Annotated in this window: 13 protein-coding genes; all 13 read right to left on the bottom strand. The window is 72.1% G+C overall.

The window, feature by feature from the left end; translation table 11 throughout:
- Positions 1-15: 15 nt before the first annotated feature.
- The 13 genes from gmk to JOD51_RS07660 all read right to left on the bottom strand — a co-directional run bounded on the left by gmk (position 16) and on the right by JOD51_RS07660 (position 14,426).
- Entirely contained in the window at positions 16-924 is a 909-nt protein-coding gene (gmk, locus tag JOD51_RS07720; protein WP_204610982.1) for a guanylate kinase, read from the bottom strand.
- 53 nt (positions 925-977) lie between these two features.
- Positions 978-1,862 carry an orotidine-5'-phosphate decarboxylase gene (gene pyrF / locus JOD51_RS07715; protein WP_204607732.1) on the bottom strand — a complete coding sequence of 295 codons (885 nt, stop codon included), beginning with the start codon at positions 1,860-1,862 and terminating at the stop codon, positions 978-980.
- A complete protein-coding gene (carB, locus tag JOD51_RS07710; RefSeq protein ID WP_204607731.1) occupies positions 1,859-5,137 on the bottom strand; it encodes a carbamoyl-phosphate synthase large subunit in 3,279 nt (1,092 codons plus the stop codon). Before carB ends, pyrF begins: the two co-directional genes overlap by 4 nt.
- Entirely contained in the window at positions 5,137-6,336 is a 1,200-nt protein-coding gene (carA, locus tag JOD51_RS07705) for a glutamine-hydrolyzing carbamoyl-phosphate synthase small subunit (RefSeq protein WP_204607730.1), read from the bottom strand. The genes carB and carA overlap by 1 nt, the downstream gene beginning before the upstream one ends.
- Entirely contained in the window at positions 6,333-6,878 is a 546-nt protein-coding gene (locus JOD51_RS07700; RefSeq protein WP_204607729.1) for a PH-like domain-containing protein, read from the bottom strand. The genes carA and JOD51_RS07700 overlap by 4 nt, the downstream gene beginning before the upstream one ends.
- A complete protein-coding gene (locus JOD51_RS07695; protein ID WP_204607728.1) occupies positions 6,875-8,230 on the bottom strand; it encodes a dihydroorotase in 1,356 nt (451 codons plus the stop codon). The genes JOD51_RS07700 and JOD51_RS07695 overlap by 4 nt, the downstream gene beginning before the upstream one ends.
- Positions 8,227-9,186: an aspartate carbamoyltransferase catalytic subunit gene (locus JOD51_RS07690; RefSeq protein WP_204607727.1), complete on the bottom strand. Its 960-nt coding sequence runs from the start codon at positions 9,184-9,186 to the stop codon at positions 8,227-8,229. The genes JOD51_RS07695 and JOD51_RS07690 overlap by 4 nt, the downstream gene beginning before the upstream one ends.
- Positions 9,183-9,782: a bifunctional pyr operon transcriptional regulator/uracil phosphoribosyltransferase PyrR gene (pyrR, locus tag JOD51_RS07685; RefSeq protein ID WP_204607726.1), complete on the bottom strand. Its 600-nt coding sequence runs from the start codon at positions 9,780-9,782 to the stop codon at positions 9,183-9,185. The genes JOD51_RS07690 and pyrR overlap by 4 nt, the downstream gene beginning before the upstream one ends.
- A gap of 75 nt (positions 9,783-9,857) precedes the next feature.
- On the bottom strand, positions 9,858-10,310 hold the full coding sequence (nusB, locus tag JOD51_RS07680) for a transcription antitermination factor NusB (RefSeq protein ID WP_204607725.1): 453 nt from the start codon (positions 10,308-10,310) through the stop codon (positions 9,858-9,860).
- A gap of 11 nt (positions 10,311-10,321) precedes the next feature.
- Complete coding sequence (gene efp / locus JOD51_RS07675) at positions 10,322-10,882, bottom strand: elongation factor P (RefSeq protein WP_204607724.1); 561 nt, start codon at positions 10,880-10,882, stop codon at positions 10,322-10,324.
- A gap of 71 nt (positions 10,883-10,953) precedes the next feature.
- Positions 10,954-12,645, bottom strand: a complete 1,692-nt coding sequence (locus JOD51_RS07670) for an ABC1 kinase family protein (RefSeq protein ID WP_204607723.1) — start codon at positions 12,643-12,645, stop codon at positions 10,954-10,956.
- Positions 12,646-12,720: 75 nt separating this feature from the next.
- Positions 12,721-13,818: a 3-dehydroquinate synthase gene (aroB, locus tag JOD51_RS07665; RefSeq protein ID WP_372377815.1), complete on the bottom strand. Its 1,098-nt coding sequence runs from the start codon at positions 13,816-13,818 to the stop codon at positions 12,721-12,723.
- Positions 13,815-14,426 (bottom strand): shikimate kinase, encoded by a 612-nt coding sequence (locus JOD51_RS07660; protein ID WP_204607722.1) that lies wholly within the window; start codon positions 14,424-14,426, stop codon positions 13,815-13,817. Before JOD51_RS07660 ends, aroB begins: the two co-directional genes overlap by 4 nt.
- Between the last annotated feature and the right edge of the window lie 10 nt (positions 14,427-14,436).

The following is a 14,436-nucleotide window of genomic DNA, read 5'->3' as shown; positions in this document are numbered from 1 at the left end:
TCGTCGGTGCACCCGTCAGGGCGCAGAGAACAAGTCTACGACCTCACGTGCCGCCGCGCTGACATCGGAGTTCACGATCCGCACGTCGAACTCGTCCTGGGCCGCGAGCTCCACCTTGGCGGTCTCGAGTCGGCGCGTCTGTTCCTCCGGCGACTCGGTGCCGCGGCCGATGAGCCGACGGACGAGTTCGTCCCACGTCGGGGGCAGCAGGAAGACCAGGACGGCCTCGGGCATGGCGTCCCGCACCTGACGGGCGCCCTGCAGGTCGATCTCGAGCATGACCTTCTCGCCGGCGTCGAGCGCGCGGTCGATCGGCGGCCGCGGGGTGCCGTACCGGTAGGAGTTGTGCACGGTCGCGTACTCGAGCAGTTCGCGGTCGCGGATCATCCGGTCGAACTCGGCGTCGTCGACGAAGTAGTAGTGCACGCCGTCGACCTCGCCCGGTCGGGGCTTCCGGGTCGTCGCGGACACGCTGAGGTTCACCTCGGGGTACTGCTCGCGAATGTACGCGCTGACCGTGCCCTTGCCGACCGCGGTGGGTCCGGCGAGCACGACGAGCTTCGACGCGGCACGCTTCCGGCCACGCTGGGCGAGCCAGTCGGCGAGCTCGGTGCGCTGGCGGCTGCCGAGTCCCCCGAGGCGCTTCGAGGGGGCGATCCGCAGCGCGCCCATCACGGCCTCGGCCCGGGCGGGTCCGACACCGGGCAGGCTGGTCAGGAGGTCACGGACCCGGAGCGAGCGTTCCGCCGAGGTGGCCGCGACGACGGACTCGTCCACGGACCATGCGGAGCGGGCCACCTCGAGCGGCGACCGCTCGCCCGCGGCGACCGCCGACTTCACCGCGGCGCGGGCACGGCGCGCGGCGACGGCCGCCTTCGCGGCGGCGACGCGGTCGACCTCCGGGGGGTTCCGGTGCGCCGGCAACGACGAGCGGTCGGGCGCGGCGTCCGTGCTGGGGCCGTCGGCCTGCTCCTGGCTCACGCCGCCGTCCCCAGCGCTGCTGCGATCCGGTCGGCACGGTCCGTCACGAGCGCGGCGACGCCGTCCGGTCCGTCGACGAGCAGCCCGCGGGACTCGTTGACGAGCACCTGCTCGGCACGGGTGCCGTACAGCGCGCGGAGGTCCTCGATGCGGGCCCCCTGCGCACCGAACCCCGGCGCGAGCACCGGGGCGGTACCGATCTCGTCGGCCGTGATGCCGAAGTCGTCGAGGTCGAGGGTCGCGCCGAGCACGAGCCCGACGTCCCCCAGGGCCTGGTCGGCCGTCGTCCGGTTGTCGTCTGCCACGTCCACGACGATACCGGCCGCCACGGTCCGCCCGGCACGCGGTCCCTCGGCCAGCACCGCGGTCTGCAGGACCCGGGCCTCCGGGTTGCTTGTCGCGGCGAGGACGAACACGCCGGCACCGTGCTCGCGGGCGACGGTGATCGTCCCCGCCAGCGAGCCGTACCCGAGGTACGGGGACACCGTCATCGCGTCCGCCGCGAACGGTCCGTCCCGGTCGAGCCACGCCAGCGCGTAGTCGTCACCGGTGGAGCCGATGTCGCCGCGCTTGACGTCCGCCACGACCAGGAGGCCCGCATGACGCGCGCGACGGATCGTCGCCCCGAGCGCACGATAGCCGGGCACCCCGGCCGCCTCGAAGAACGCGATCTGCGGCTTCACCACGGCCGCGCGACCCGCGGCCGCGTCGACCAGGGCCGCGCCGAAGGCGGTGAGTCCCGCCTCGTCACGGCCGAGCCCCCACGCCGCCAGGGTGGCGGCGTGGGGGTCGATGCCGACGCAGAGCGCCGACCGCGACCCGATGGCGGCGGCGAGCCGGACGCCGAACGGGGTCGGGCCTCCAGGCCGGGCTGGGGTCACCAGCCCGCCCGCTCGAGCGCGTAGTCCTGCAGGCTCCGGACGCTGTGCGGCGTCCCGATCGTCTCGATCGCCGCGACGGCCGCGCCGAGCTGCGAGATCGTCGTGAACAGCGGCTTGTCGGCCGCCACGGTGGCCGCGCGGATCTCGTACCCGTCCGCACGCCCCGCAGCGCCGCTCGGCGTGTTGATGACGATGTCGACCTCGTTGCGGGCGAGCAGGTCGACGACGCTCTCCTGCCCCTGGCTGAACTTGCCGACGACGCCGACCAGGATGCCGTTGCGGCGGAGCACCTCGGCGGTCCCCTCGGTCGCGATGATCGTGAAGCCGAGCTGCTGCAGACGGTGCACCGGCAGGACGATGGCGCGCTTGTCGGTGTCGGCGACGCTCACGAACACGGTGCCGCTGGTGGGCAGCCCGCCGTACGCGGCCTCCTGGCTCTTCAGGAACGCCCGCGGGAAGTCGCGGTCGATGCCCATGACCTCACCGGTGGAGCGCATCTCGGGGCTGAGCACCGAGTCGACGACCTGGCCCTCGCGGGTGCGGAAGCGTCGGAAGGGCAGCACGGCCTCCTTGACGGCGATCGGCGACTCCATCGGGACGAAGGCGCCGTCGCGGGTCGGCAGCATCCCCTCGGCGACCAGGTCGTCGATGCTCGTGCCGGTCATGATGCGTGCCGCGGCCTTCGCCAGGGCGATGCCGAGCGCCTTCGAGACGAACGGGACGGTGCGGCTGGCGCGCGGGTTCGCCTCGAGGACGTAGAGCACGCCGGCGGCGATGGCGAACTGCACGTTGAGGAGTCCGCGGACGCCGACGCCGCGGGCGATCTGCTCGGTCGCGTCGACGACGGCCTGGATCTCGGCGCGGCCGAGGCCGACCGGGGGCAGGGTGCAGGACGAGTCGCCGGAGTGGATGCCGGCCTCTTCGATGTGCTCCATGACGCCGCCGACGTAGAGCCGGTCGCCGTCGTAGAGCGCGTCGATGTCGATCTCGACCGCGTCGTCCAGGAACCGGTCCACGAGCAGCGGCAGGTCGGGGCCGATGATCGCCTGGTCGGCCATCCGGTCGAAGTAGTCGGCGAGGGTGGCGGAGTCGTAGACGATCTCCATGCCGCGACCGCCGAGCACGAAGGACGGGCGGACGAGGACCGGGTACCCGATGCCCTCGGCGACCGCGGTGGCGCTGGCCAGGTCGTGCGCGGTGCCGTTCTTCGGCGCGAGCAGGCCGGCGTCGTCGAGGATGCGCGAGAACGCACCACGTTCCTCGGCCAGGTCGATCGCGTCCGGGCTGGTGCCGAGGATCGGGATGCCGGCGGCCTCGAGCGGCTTCGCCAGGCCCAGGGCGGTCTGGCCCCCGAGCTGCACGACCACGCCGACGACCTCGCCCGATGCCTGCTCGGCCGCGATGACCTCGAGGACGTCCTCCACCGTCAGCGGCTCGAAGTAGAGCCGGTCCGAGGTGTCGTAGTCGGTCGAGACGGTCTCGGGGTTGCAGTTGACCATGATCGTCTCGAACCCGGCGTCGCTCAGCGCGAAGGACGCGTGCACGCAGGAGTAGTCGAACTCGACACCCTGGCCGATGCGGTTCGGGCCGGAGCCCAGGATGACGACCTTCTTGCGGTCGCTCGGGGCGACCTCGGTCTCGGTGTCGTAGGACGAGTAGTGGTACGGCGTCAGGGCCGGGAACTCGCCGGCGCAGGTGTCGACCGTCTTGAACACCGGGCGGATGCCGAGCGCGTGGCGCTGGTCACGGGCCTCCTGCTCGGAGACACCGCGGAGCGAGGCGATCTGCGCGTCGCTGAAGCCGTGCTCCTTCGCCCAGCGGACGGTGTCGGCGTCGAGCGTCTCAGCGGCGCGCACCTCTTCCGCGACCTCGTTGATGAGGACGATCTGGTCGATGAACCAGGGGTCGATCTTCGTGGCCTCGAAGACCTCGGTCGCGGTCGCGCCGGCGACGAGCGCCTGCTGCACCGTGACGATGCGGCCGTCGGTCGGGATCGACGACTTCTCGAGCAGCGCGGCCTTGTCGAGCTGGTCGGCCGGGACGTCCCAGTGGAAGCTCGACCCGCGCTTCTCGAGCGACCGGAGCGACTTCTGCAGCGCGGTGGCGTAGTTGCGGCCGATGGCCATCGCCTCGCCGACGCTCTTCATCGTGGTGGTGAGCGTGGCGTCGGCGGCCGGGAACTTCTCGAACGCGAAGCGCGGGGTCTTCACGACGACGTAGTCGAGCGTCGGTTCGAAGCTCGCCGGGGTGACGCGGGTGATGTCGTTCTGGATCTCGTCCAAGCGGTACCCGATGGCGAGCTTCGCGGCGATCTTGGCGATCGGGAAGCCCGTCGCCTTCGAGGCCAGCGCGCTCGACCGCGACACCCGCGGGTTCATCTCGATGACGATGAGGCGGCCGTTCGACGGGTCGACCGCGAACTGGATGTTGCAGCCGCCGGTGTCGACCCCGACGCGCCGGATGATGTCGATGCCGATGTTCCGCATGTTCTGGTACTCGCGGTCGGTCAGCGTCAGCGCCGGGGCGACCGTGATCGAGTCGCCGGTGTGCACGCCGACCGGGTCGACGTTCTCGATCGAGCAGACGACGACCGTGTTGTCGGCGTTGTCCCGCATCAGCTCGAGCTCGTACTCCTTCCAGCCGAGGATCGACTCCTCGAGCAGGACCTCGGTCGTCGGGCTGGACTGCAGCCCGTCGCCGACGAAGCGGACGAGCTCGTCCTCGGTGTACGCGAAGCCGGAGCCGAGACCACCCATCGTGAAGGACGGACGGACGACCAGCGGGTAGCCGAGGTCCTTCGCGAACTCCTTGGCTTCTTCGAGCGTGTGGGCGATGTGGCTGCGCGCCACGTCGGCACCGGACTCGAGGACGAGTTCCTTGAAGAGCTGCCGGTCCTCACCGCGCTGGATGGCGTCCACCTTGGCGCCGATGAGCTCGACGCCGTACTTCTCGAGGATGCCGGCCTCGTCGAGCGAGATCGCCGCGTTCAGTGCGGTCTGCCCACCGAGGGTCGGCAGGACGGCGTCCGGCTGCTCGATGCGGATGATCTCCTCGAGCGACGCGTTCGTGATCGGCTCGATGTACGTCGCGTCGGCGAAGTCCGGGTCGGTCATGATCGTCGCCGGGTTCGGGTTCACCAGGATCACGCGGACGCCCTCGGCACGGAGGACGCGGCACGCCTGGGTGCCGGAGTAGTCGAACTCGGCGGCCTGTCCGATGACGATCGGGCCGGAGCCGATGACCAGGACGGAGCTGATGTCGGAGCGCTTGGGCATCAGTTGCCCTCCTTCGTGATGTCGGCGGCGGGGGTGGTCGCGTCGGCGGTGGCCGCGTCGAGCGGCGTCCTCTGCCGGCGGGCCAGGACCATGTCCCGGAAGCGGTCGAAGAGGTACATGCTGTCGTGCGGTCCGGCGGCGGCCTCGGGGTGGTACTGCACGCTGAACGCGGGGATGTCGAGCGCCCGCAGGCCCTCCACCACGTTGTCGTTGAGCGAGTAGTGCGAGACCTCGACGCGGCCGAAGCCACCCGGCGACTCGAGGACCTGCCCGACGGGCGCGTCGACCGCGAAGCCGTGGTTCTGGCTGGTGATCTCGACCTTGCCGGTGGTGGTGTCGAGCACCGGCTGGTTGATGCCGCGGTGCCCGAACGGCAGCTTGTAGGTGCCGAAGCCGAGCGCGCGACCGAGCAGCTGGTTGCCGAAGCAGATCCCGAAGAACGGGCGGCCGTCGCGGAGGCTCTCCTGCAGCAGGGTCACCTGCGCGTCCGAGGCCGACGGGTCACCGGGGCCGTTCGAGTAGAAGAGCGCGTCGGGGTCGAGCTCGCGGAGCCGTTCGACCGTGACGTCCTGCGGCAGCACGTGCACCTCGAAGCCGCGCTCGGACAGGTAGCGGGTGGTCGACGCCTTCACGCCGAGGTCGAGGACCGCCAGCGTGCCGATCCGCTCCCCGACCGGCTCGACGACGTACTCCTCGGCCGTGGAGACCTCGGCGGACAGGTTCTTGCCCGCCATGCCGACCTGCTCGGTGACGATCCGGAGCTGCTCGTCGGCGTCGAGCGCGGCGTCGGCCCCGCTGAACACGCCGCCCTTCATGGCGCCGGCGTCGCGGATGCGGCGGGTGAGGGCGCGGGTGTCGATGCCGGAGATCCCGACGATGCCGTCGCGCACCAGGTGCTCGTCGAGCGGCGCGTCCGCGCGGTGGTTCGACACCACGCGGCTGGGGTCGCGGACGACGTACCCGGCGACCCAGATGCGACGGGACTCGGGGTCCTCGTCGTTGACCCCGGTGTTGCCGATGTGGGGCGCGGTCTGCACCACGATCTGCCCGGCGTAGGACGGGTCGGTGAGCGTCTCCTGGTACCCGGTCATGCCGGTCGCGAAGACCACCTCACCGAGCGTGCGCCCACGGGCGCCGTAGGCCCAGCCGTCGTACCGGGTGCCGTCTTCGAGGACCAGTACGGCCCGTTCGCGTGTCATGAGTTCGTCCCTTCGCCCGCGGTGTGCGGGGAGTCGTTCGTCGTCGCCAGTCCCTGCAGGGCGGTGAGCGCTTCCGCGTCGCCCTCCGGGAACCGGAAGTAGGTGTCGAGGTCCGTCGCTGCTGCGGCGCCGGTCGCCGTCCATCGCAGTCGGACCAGTCCCCCGGGCTCGACCACACGGTCGATGGCCCACGTGGCCCGGTCGGCGCCGCGGACGGCGCTCCGGGCGATCCACCGGTCGTCCACACCGGCGTGGTGCAGCACGACACCGGTCGCGTGCACCGTCACACCGCCGCGGCCCCGGAAGCCGAGTCCGCCGGCGGTGATCCGTTCGAGCGGCTGGTCGGCGCGGGTCGTCGCGACGGTGAAGCCGTCCCACGACCCGGTCGCCGGGCCGCGGTCGGCCGGCACCGGGACGGGAGGCACGGCCTCCGCCTGCCGTCGGCTGCGCGTCCGCCAGGTGCGGGCCATCGCGACGAACAGCGCGGCCACCGCGAGCAGGATGACCCCGCCCAGCAGCCACCGTGCCGCGTCACCGCTCATGCCCGCGCCACCCGTGCGGCCGCCGCCCGTGCTGCCACGGTCTCGCTGTCGACGAGCTGTCCGTCGAGGACCGTCGGCATGCCGTGGTGGAAGGTCGCCACGACCCGGCCCGGCAGCGGCATGCCGAGGTACGGCGAGTTCTGCGACTGGCCCTGCAGGTCGGCCACCGAGAACTCGCGGCCAGCGGCCGGGTCGTAGAGCGTGATCTCGGCCGGGGCGCCCGCGGCGATCGCGTGGCCGTGGCCCTCGACCTGCCCGATCCGGGCCGGGGCGCTCGAGAGGACCCGGGCGACGTCGGCCCAGTCGAGTCGGCCGTCCTCGACCACGGCGGCGTGCACGACGCGCAGCGCGGACTCGAGCCCGACCATGCCGTTCGCGGCGGCGGGCCACTCGCAGTGCTTCGCCTCGGCCGGGTGCGGGGCGTGGTCGGTCGCGACGATGTCGATCGTGCCGTCGGCCAGGGCGGCGCGGAGTGCCTCGACGTCCTCGCGTCGGCGGAGCGGCGGGTTCACCTTGTACCGGGCGTCGTAGCCCGGGGCGCCGTCGTGTCCGGCGATGAGGTCCTCGGTGAGCAGCAGGTGGTGCGGCGTGACCTCGGCCGTGACGTCGATCCCCCGGGTCTTCGCCCAGCGGATCACCTCGACGCTGCCGGCGGTCGAGACGTGGCAGACGTGCAGGCGTGCCCCGACGTGGTCGGCGAGCAGGACGTCCCGCGCGATGATCGACTCCTCGGCGACGGCCGGCCAGCCCGCCAGGCCGAGCTCGGACGACAGGCGGCCCTCGTTCATCTGCGCGTCGATGGTCAGGCGGGGTTCCTGCGCGTGCTGGGCGAGCACCCCGCCGAAGCCCTTGATGTACTCGAGCGCCCGGCGCATGAGCAGCGGGTCGGCGACGCACGAGCCGTCGTCGGAGAAGACCCGGACCTTCGCGCGGGAGGTCGCCATCGCCCCGATCTCGGACAGGTGCGTACCCTGCAGCCCCTGCGAGACGGCGCCGATCGGGCGGACCGTGACGTAGCCGGCGTCGTCACCGAGGGCCTGCACCTGCTCGACGACCCCGGCGGTGTCGGCGACCGGCGAGGAGTTCGCCATCGCGTTCACGGCCGTGAAGCCACCGGCGGCCGCGGCCCGCGAGCCGGACAGGACCGTCTCGGACTCCTCGTGCCCGGGTTCGCGGAGGTGCGTGTGCAGGTCGACCAGACCCGGCAGGGCGAGGAGCCCGTCGGCGTCGACGACCGTCGCACCGGCCGCGTCGAGACCGGACCCGACCGCGGTGACGAGCCGTCCCTCCAGGCGGATGTCGGCACGCGAGCCGTCGACCAGCTGCGCGCCCCGGATCAGGTGTGCGGTCATGCGACGGTCTCCTTCTGCTGGTCGCCGGTGAGGGCGAGGTAGAGCACGGCCATCCGGACCGAGACGCCGTTCGCGACCTGCTCGACGACCGTCGACCGGGCGTCGTCCGCGGCCACGCCGGCGATCTCGAGGCCGCGGTTCATCGGCCCCGGGTGCATCACGAGGGTGCGCTCGGGCAGCCGGGCGAACCGGGCGGCGGTCAGGCCGAAGTGCCGCGTGTACTCGCGCGGGTTCGGGAAGAACGCGTCGTTCATCCGCTCCTGCTGGATGCGGAGCGTCATCACGACGTCCGGGTCCTCGGCGAGGGCCGCGTCCAGGTCGTGGTGGACGGCCGCGCCGAACGGCCGGTCGACCGCGGGCAGCAGGGTCGGCGGCGCGGCGAAGGTGACGTGGGCGCCGAGCGTGCGGAGCAGCCAGGCGTTGCTCCGGGCGACGCGGCTGTGCAGGACGTCACCGACGATGAGCACCCGGACGCCGTCGAGCCCCTGGCCGCGGCGGTCCGCACCGTGCAGGCGGCGGCGCATCGTGAACGCGTCGAGGAGCGCCTGCGTCGGGTGCTCGTGCGTGCCGTCGCCCGCGTTGACGACGGGCACGTCGATCCAGTCGGCCTCGGCGAGCACCCGCGGTGCGCCGGACGCGCCGTGTCGGATCACGATGCCGTCGATGCCCATCGCGCCGAGGGTCTGCACGGTGTCCTTGAGGGACTCGCCCTTCGAGACGCTGGAGCCCTTCGCGGCGAAGTTGATGACGTCGGCGGACAGTCGCTTGGCGGCGGCCTCGAACGAGATGCGGGTGCGGGTCGAGTCCTCGAAGAAGAGGTTCACGATCGTCCGCCCGCGGAGCGCCGGGAGCTTCCGGACCTCTCGCGTGTTGACCTCGGCCATCTCCTCGGCGACGTCGAGGATGCGGACGGCGTCGTCGCGCGACAGGTCGGCGGTGGAGAGCAGGTGCCTCATGCCGCACCGCCCTGTCCGGTGCTGCTCTGCCCGGTGCCGCCCTGCTCGATGACGACGTCGTCGACGCCGTCCGTCTCGGTCAGGTGCAGGCTGACCCGCTCGTCGCCGGCGGTCGGCAGGTTCTTGCCGACGTGGTCGGCGCGGATCGGCAGCTCGCGGTGGCCGCGGTCGACGAGGACCGCCAGGCGGACCGCGCGCGGCCTGCCGATGCCCTGCAGCGCGTCGAGCGCGGCCCGGACCGTGCGGCCGGAGTAGAGCACGTCGTCGACCAGGACGACGACCTTGCCGTCGACGCCACCCGCCGGGATCACCGTCGGGTGCGGCGCGCGCCCGATCCCCCGGCGCAGGTCGTCGCGGTACATCGTGACGTCGAGGGCGCCGACCCGCTCGCTGCCGATGCCGGCTGCGGCGGACTCCCACCCGGGCTCGATGTCGGCGAGGATGCGTCCGAGCCGCTCGGCCAGGACCGCGCCGCGGGTCGGGATGCCGAGCAACACGAGGTCCGAGCCACCGTGGTTGGCCTCGAGGATCTCGTGTGCGATGCGCGTCAGAGCGCGCGTGATGTCGGGTTGCTGCAGGACCGTTCTGGTACCCACGCAGACCTCCTTCCCCGTCTCTCTGGACGGCTCCCGTCTCTCAGGACGGCTTCAAGGATGCTGACGTGTTCGAGCCTAGTGGGACTCCTGGTCCTCCGCGACCGTCCGACCGGACGGTCCACGACCGCCCGCGACGGCGCCGAGGACGCCGTTCACGAAGCCGGCCGAGTCGTCGGTGGACAGCGACTGCGCGAGCTCGACGGCCTCCGCGATGGCGACCGCGTCGGGGACCTCCGGGTTGAACCGGAGCTCCCAGACGCCCATGCGCAGGATGCAGCGGTCGAGCACCGGCATGCGGGCGATCGCCCAGCCCTGCGCGTGGTCGGTGATGACGTCGTCGATCTCGTACCGGGCCTCGTCGATGCCCGAGACGATCTGTCGCGCGTAGTCCCAGCTGGAGGTGCGCTCCGGCTGGTCGAGGTGACGGACCGTCTCGGTCGCCAGGACGTCCGCGATCGGCAGCTCGCGCACCTCGGCCACGTAGAGCATGTCGAGGGCGCGCTTGCGCGCCTTGGAACGAGCACTCATCCGGTCAGCGCCTAGTCGTTGACGCGGCCGAGGTAGTTGCCGTCGCGCGTGTCGACCTTGACCTTGGTGCCGCTCTCGAGGAACAGCGGGACCTGGATCTGGTAGCCCGTGACGATCGTCGCCGGCTTGGTGCCACCGGAGGAACGGTCGCCCTGCAGGCCCGGCTCGGTCTCGATCGTGGTGACGATCGAGGTCGGGAGCTCGACGTAGAGCGGGTTGCCCTCGTTCATCGCGATGGTGACCTGCGCCGACTCGAGCAGGAAGTTCTTCGCGTCGCCGACGACCGTCGCCGGCACGTTGATCTGGTCGTAGGTGTCCTGGTCCATGAAGACGTACGAGTCACCGTCCTCGTAGAGGTACTGGTAGTCGCGGCGGTCCACCACGGCGGTCACGATCTTCGCGCCAGCGTTGAACGTGCGGTCGACGACCTTGCCCGACACGACGTTCTTGAGCTTGGTGCGCACGAAGGCGCCGCCCTTGCCCGGCTTCACGTGCTGGAACTCGACGACCGACCAGAGCTGCCCGTCGATGATGAGAACGGCGCCGTTCTTGATGTCAGTGGTACTCGCCATTGGTCTTCCGTTCGATGGTGTTGTGAAGGTTTCCCGGGCTCGTGGAGCCCCGGACGAGTGTAGCGGACGGGCTACTGCCGTCGGCGCGCGACCCAGGCGTCGACCGCCGCCCAGACGAGCAGCACGACGCTGGTGCCACCGAGCAGGGCCCCGGCGACGAGCGTCGAGATGACCGCGGTCGGGCGCACCGGCTCGGCGAGGTAGACGACGGACAGGAGGCCCGCCCCGGCTCCCAGGAGCACGAGCAGCACCCGACGGATCATGCCCGACACCGTCTGGCGGTCCCGACGGTCGCTCAGCAGGCGGATGTTCACCGACAGCTTGCCCGCCTCCACCGCCTCGGTGATCTTGTCGATCCGCCGGGGCAACCGGCGCGCCGAGGTGACGAGCCCGAACAGCTCGCGGACCAGGACGCCGCGGATGGCCTCGGGTCGCAGCTGGTCGCGGATCTGCTCGGCCGCGAGTCCGCGCGACTCCTCGAGCAGGTCGAAGGACGGGGTCAGGGTGCGGAGCGTGCCCTCGAAGATCGCGAGCGCCCGGGCCGCCGCCACGAAGTCCGCCGGTGCGCGGAGGCGGTAGCGGCCGAACACCTCGACGGCGTCGTCGACCGTCTCGACCCCGATCCGGGCACCCGGGCCGAGCTCCTCGGCGACGAACCGGGCCATGTCGCGACGGAAGTCCGCCTCGTCCTCCACGTTCTGGACCGGCGCCATCCGGAGCACCGCGTCGGCGATACGCGACGTGTCGTCCTGCAGGTACGCGGCCAGCAGTTCCTGGACCGTGTCCCGGAGAGCCGGGTCGAGCCTCCCGACCGACCCGAAGTCGATGAGCGCCGGCCGCCCGTCGGGCAGCACCAGCACGTTCCCCGGGTGCAGGTCCGCGTGGTAGACGCCGTCGAAGACGACCTGGCGGAGGAACGAGCGGAGGATCGAGCGCATCGGCTCGTCGAGGTCGCGGTCCGAGCGCTCGGCGCGGATCGCGCTGAGGGTGTCGCCCTCCAGGAACTCCATCACGAGCACGCGGCGGCTCGACAGGTCGCGGTACGGCTCCGGGAACCGGACCTCGTCGGGCCGGGCGCTGCGGGCCTGCGCGGCACGGAGCGACTCGAGGTTCCGGAGCTCGGCGGAGAAGTCGACCTGCCGGATCAGGTCGGCGCCGTACTGCTCGGCGACCTGGACGATACCGAGCTGACGGGCCTGCGCCGAGGTCCGGGTCAGGAACCGCACGGCTCGGAGCGCGATGTCGACGTCACGGCGGACGGCGGCGTCGATACCCGGGCGCTGGACCTTCACGGCCACCGCGGTGCCGTCGGTCAGACGGGCGCGGTGCACCTGCGCGATCGACGCCGCGGCGACCGGCTCGGGGTCGAACGACGCGAAGACCCGGGCCACCGGCGCACCGAGTTCGGCCTCGAGCAGCGCCGTGACCTCTTCGGGCGCGGCGGGGCGGACGTTCCGCTGCAGGTGCGCGAGTTCCTCGGTCCACTCCTCCGGCAGCAGGTCGTCGCGGGTCGAGAGGAGCTGGCCCATCTTCACGAAGCCGCCGCCGGCCTCCTCGAGGGCACGGCGCAGGTGGTCGGCCTGGCTGCGGCGGAGGTCCGACGTCGCCGGGTCGTGCGAGAAGTCGAGCCGCCGGAAGGGCAGCAACGAGTGCCGTCGGGCGATGCCGAGGACCTCCGCGAAGCGACGGCCCCGACTCCGGAACCCCGAGGGCTCCTGACGTTGCTGGGGGGAGAAGTCGCTGAGGCGGGGCGGGTTGGGCACCCCGCCAGTCTGCTCCGCCGGCCTGGGGTCCAGCGGGGCGCGCCGGGTCCCGGGCACGACCCGGCGGTCAGACGCTCAGGCGCCGACCTCTTGGTAGGCGGTGAAGAGCAGGTGGTCCTCCGGGCCCTCGAGCGTGACCGGCTTGCCGACCGCGTCGAGGATGATGAACCGGAGCATGCCGGCGCGCGCCTTCTTGTCGCGGCGCATCGTCGCCAGCAGGCTCTGCCAGCGACCGAGGGGGTACGTCGTCGGCAGGGACAGGGAGTCCAGGATCGAGCGGTGCCGGTCGACCGTGGCGTCGTCCAGGTGCCCGGTGAGGCGCGCGAGCTCGGCGGCGAACACCATGCCGACCGCGATCGCCGCACCGTGCCGCCACTGGTACCGCTCGGCGTGCTCGATCGCGTGCCCGAGGGTGTGGCCGTAGTTGAGGACCTCACGGCGGCCCTGCTCGGTGAAGTCCTCGGACACCACCTGGGCCTTCAGCTCGATCGCGAGCTCGACGACGCGCCGGAACTCCGGCGTCGTCGGGTCGGTCACACGGTCGACGTCCGCCTCGATCACGTCGAGGATCTCCGGGACGGCGATGAACCCGGCCTTCACGATCTCGGCGAAGCCCGCCAGGATCTCGTTCCGCGGCAGGCTGCGGAGCAGGTCGAGGTCGCCGACCACGGCACGGGGAGCAGCGAAGGCACCGACCAGGTTCTTGCCCTCGTTCGTGTTGATGCCGGTCTTGCCGCCGACGCTCGCGTCGACCAGGCCGAGGACCGTCGTCGGCATCGACAGGTACGGCACCCCGCGCAGCCAGGTGGCGGCGACGAAGCCGGCGAGGTCGGTGACCGCACCGCCGCCCAGGCCGATCACGGCGTCGGTCCGGGTGAAGTCCGACTGGCCCATGACCTGCCAGCAGAACGAGGCGACCTCGATGCGCTTGGCGGCCTCGGCGTCGGGCACCTCGGCGATGAGGGCCTCGAGCCCGGCGGCGACGAGCAGCTGGCGGAGGTCCTCGGCACGGGCGCCCAGGGTCGGCGCGTGCACGATGAGGACCTTCGCCACGCGCGGGCCGAGCAGGGCGGGGACCGAGGGCAGCAGGCCGTTGCCGACCGCGACGACGTAGCCGTCCTGGCCGCCGACGCGGATCTCGGTGGTGCCCTCGGGCAGGGTCGGCTCGGTCACGGTGCTCCTTCGTCGGAGGTGGGAGGTGGTGCGGTGGCGGACGCTGCGGTCGTCGGCGTGCCGACCGTTTCCGCGGTGCTGCGGACCCAGGCGACGACGTCGTCGGCGACGCGGGACATCGGCCGGCGCGAGGTGTCGAACACGACGTGGGCGAGCTCGGCGTAGGTCGCCGCCCGCTCGTCGAGGATGCGCTGCCACGCCGCGATGCCACCGGCGGCGATGAGCGGCCGGTCGCTGCCGACGATCCGCGCGGCGACGGCCTCGGCCGTCACGGTGAGCAGGACCACGTGGGCACCCGTCATCGCGGCGCGGGTGTCCGGGTGCATGACCGCTCCCCCGCCGACCGAGACGACCCCGCCGGTCTGCACGGCCTGACGGACCGCGGCGGCCTCGAGCTCACGGAACGCCGACTCACCGCGGTCGGCGAAGAGCTGCGGGATCGGGCCGTGCTCGCGGACGATGACCCGGTCGGTGTCGGTGAACGGCACGCCGAGGGCCTTCGCGACCCGGCGTCCGACGCTCGACTTGCCGGCGCCCATCGGGCCGATCACGACGATCGGCCGGACCACGGCGGACGGCTGTCCACCGGAGGTCGACGAAGGCAGCATGACCGCCATC

The sequence above is a fragment of the Curtobacterium herbarum genome (genome assembly GCF_016907335.1).
GTDB classification, from domain to species: Bacteria; Actinomycetota; Actinomycetes; order Actinomycetales; family Microbacteriaceae; genus Curtobacterium; species Curtobacterium herbarum.
The sequence above is the reverse complement of the archived record's forward strand: the minus strand, read 5'-3'. Positions and strand labels throughout refer to the sequence as shown.

What these genes read in the sequence shown, in the direction of transcription:
- carB (WP_204607731.1), bottom strand. Translation starts at nt 5,137, where the DNA reads ATGCCCAAGCGCTCCGACATCAGCTCCGTCCTGGTCATCGGCTCCGGC.
- carA (WP_204607730.1), bottom strand. Translation starts at nt 6,336, where the DNA reads ATGACACGCGAACGGGCCGTACTGGTCCTCGAAGACGGCACCCGGTAC.
- JOD51_RS07700 (WP_204607729.1), bottom strand. Translation starts at nt 6,878, where the DNA reads ATGAGCGGTGACGCGGCACGGTGGCTGCTGGGCGGGGTCATCCTGCTC.
- JOD51_RS07695 (WP_204607728.1), bottom strand. Translation starts at nt 8,230, where the DNA reads ATGACCGCACACCTGATCCGGGGCGCGCAGCTGGTCGACGGCTCGCGT.
- JOD51_RS07690 (WP_204607727.1), bottom strand. Translation starts at nt 9,186, where the DNA reads ATGAGGCACCTGCTCTCCACCGCCGACCTGTCGCGCGACGACGCCGTC.
- nusB (WP_204607725.1), bottom strand. Translation starts at nt 10,310, where the DNA reads ATGAGTGCTCGTTCCAAGGCGCGCAAGCGCGCCCTCGACATGCTCTAC.
- efp (WP_204607724.1), bottom strand. Translation starts at nt 10,882, where the DNA reads ATGGCGAGTACCACTGACATCAAGAACGGCGCCGTTCTCATCATCGAC.
- JOD51_RS07660 (WP_204607722.1), bottom strand. Translation starts at nt 14,426, where the DNA reads ATGCTGCCTTCGTCGACCTCCGGTGGACAGCCGTCCGCCGTGGTCCGG.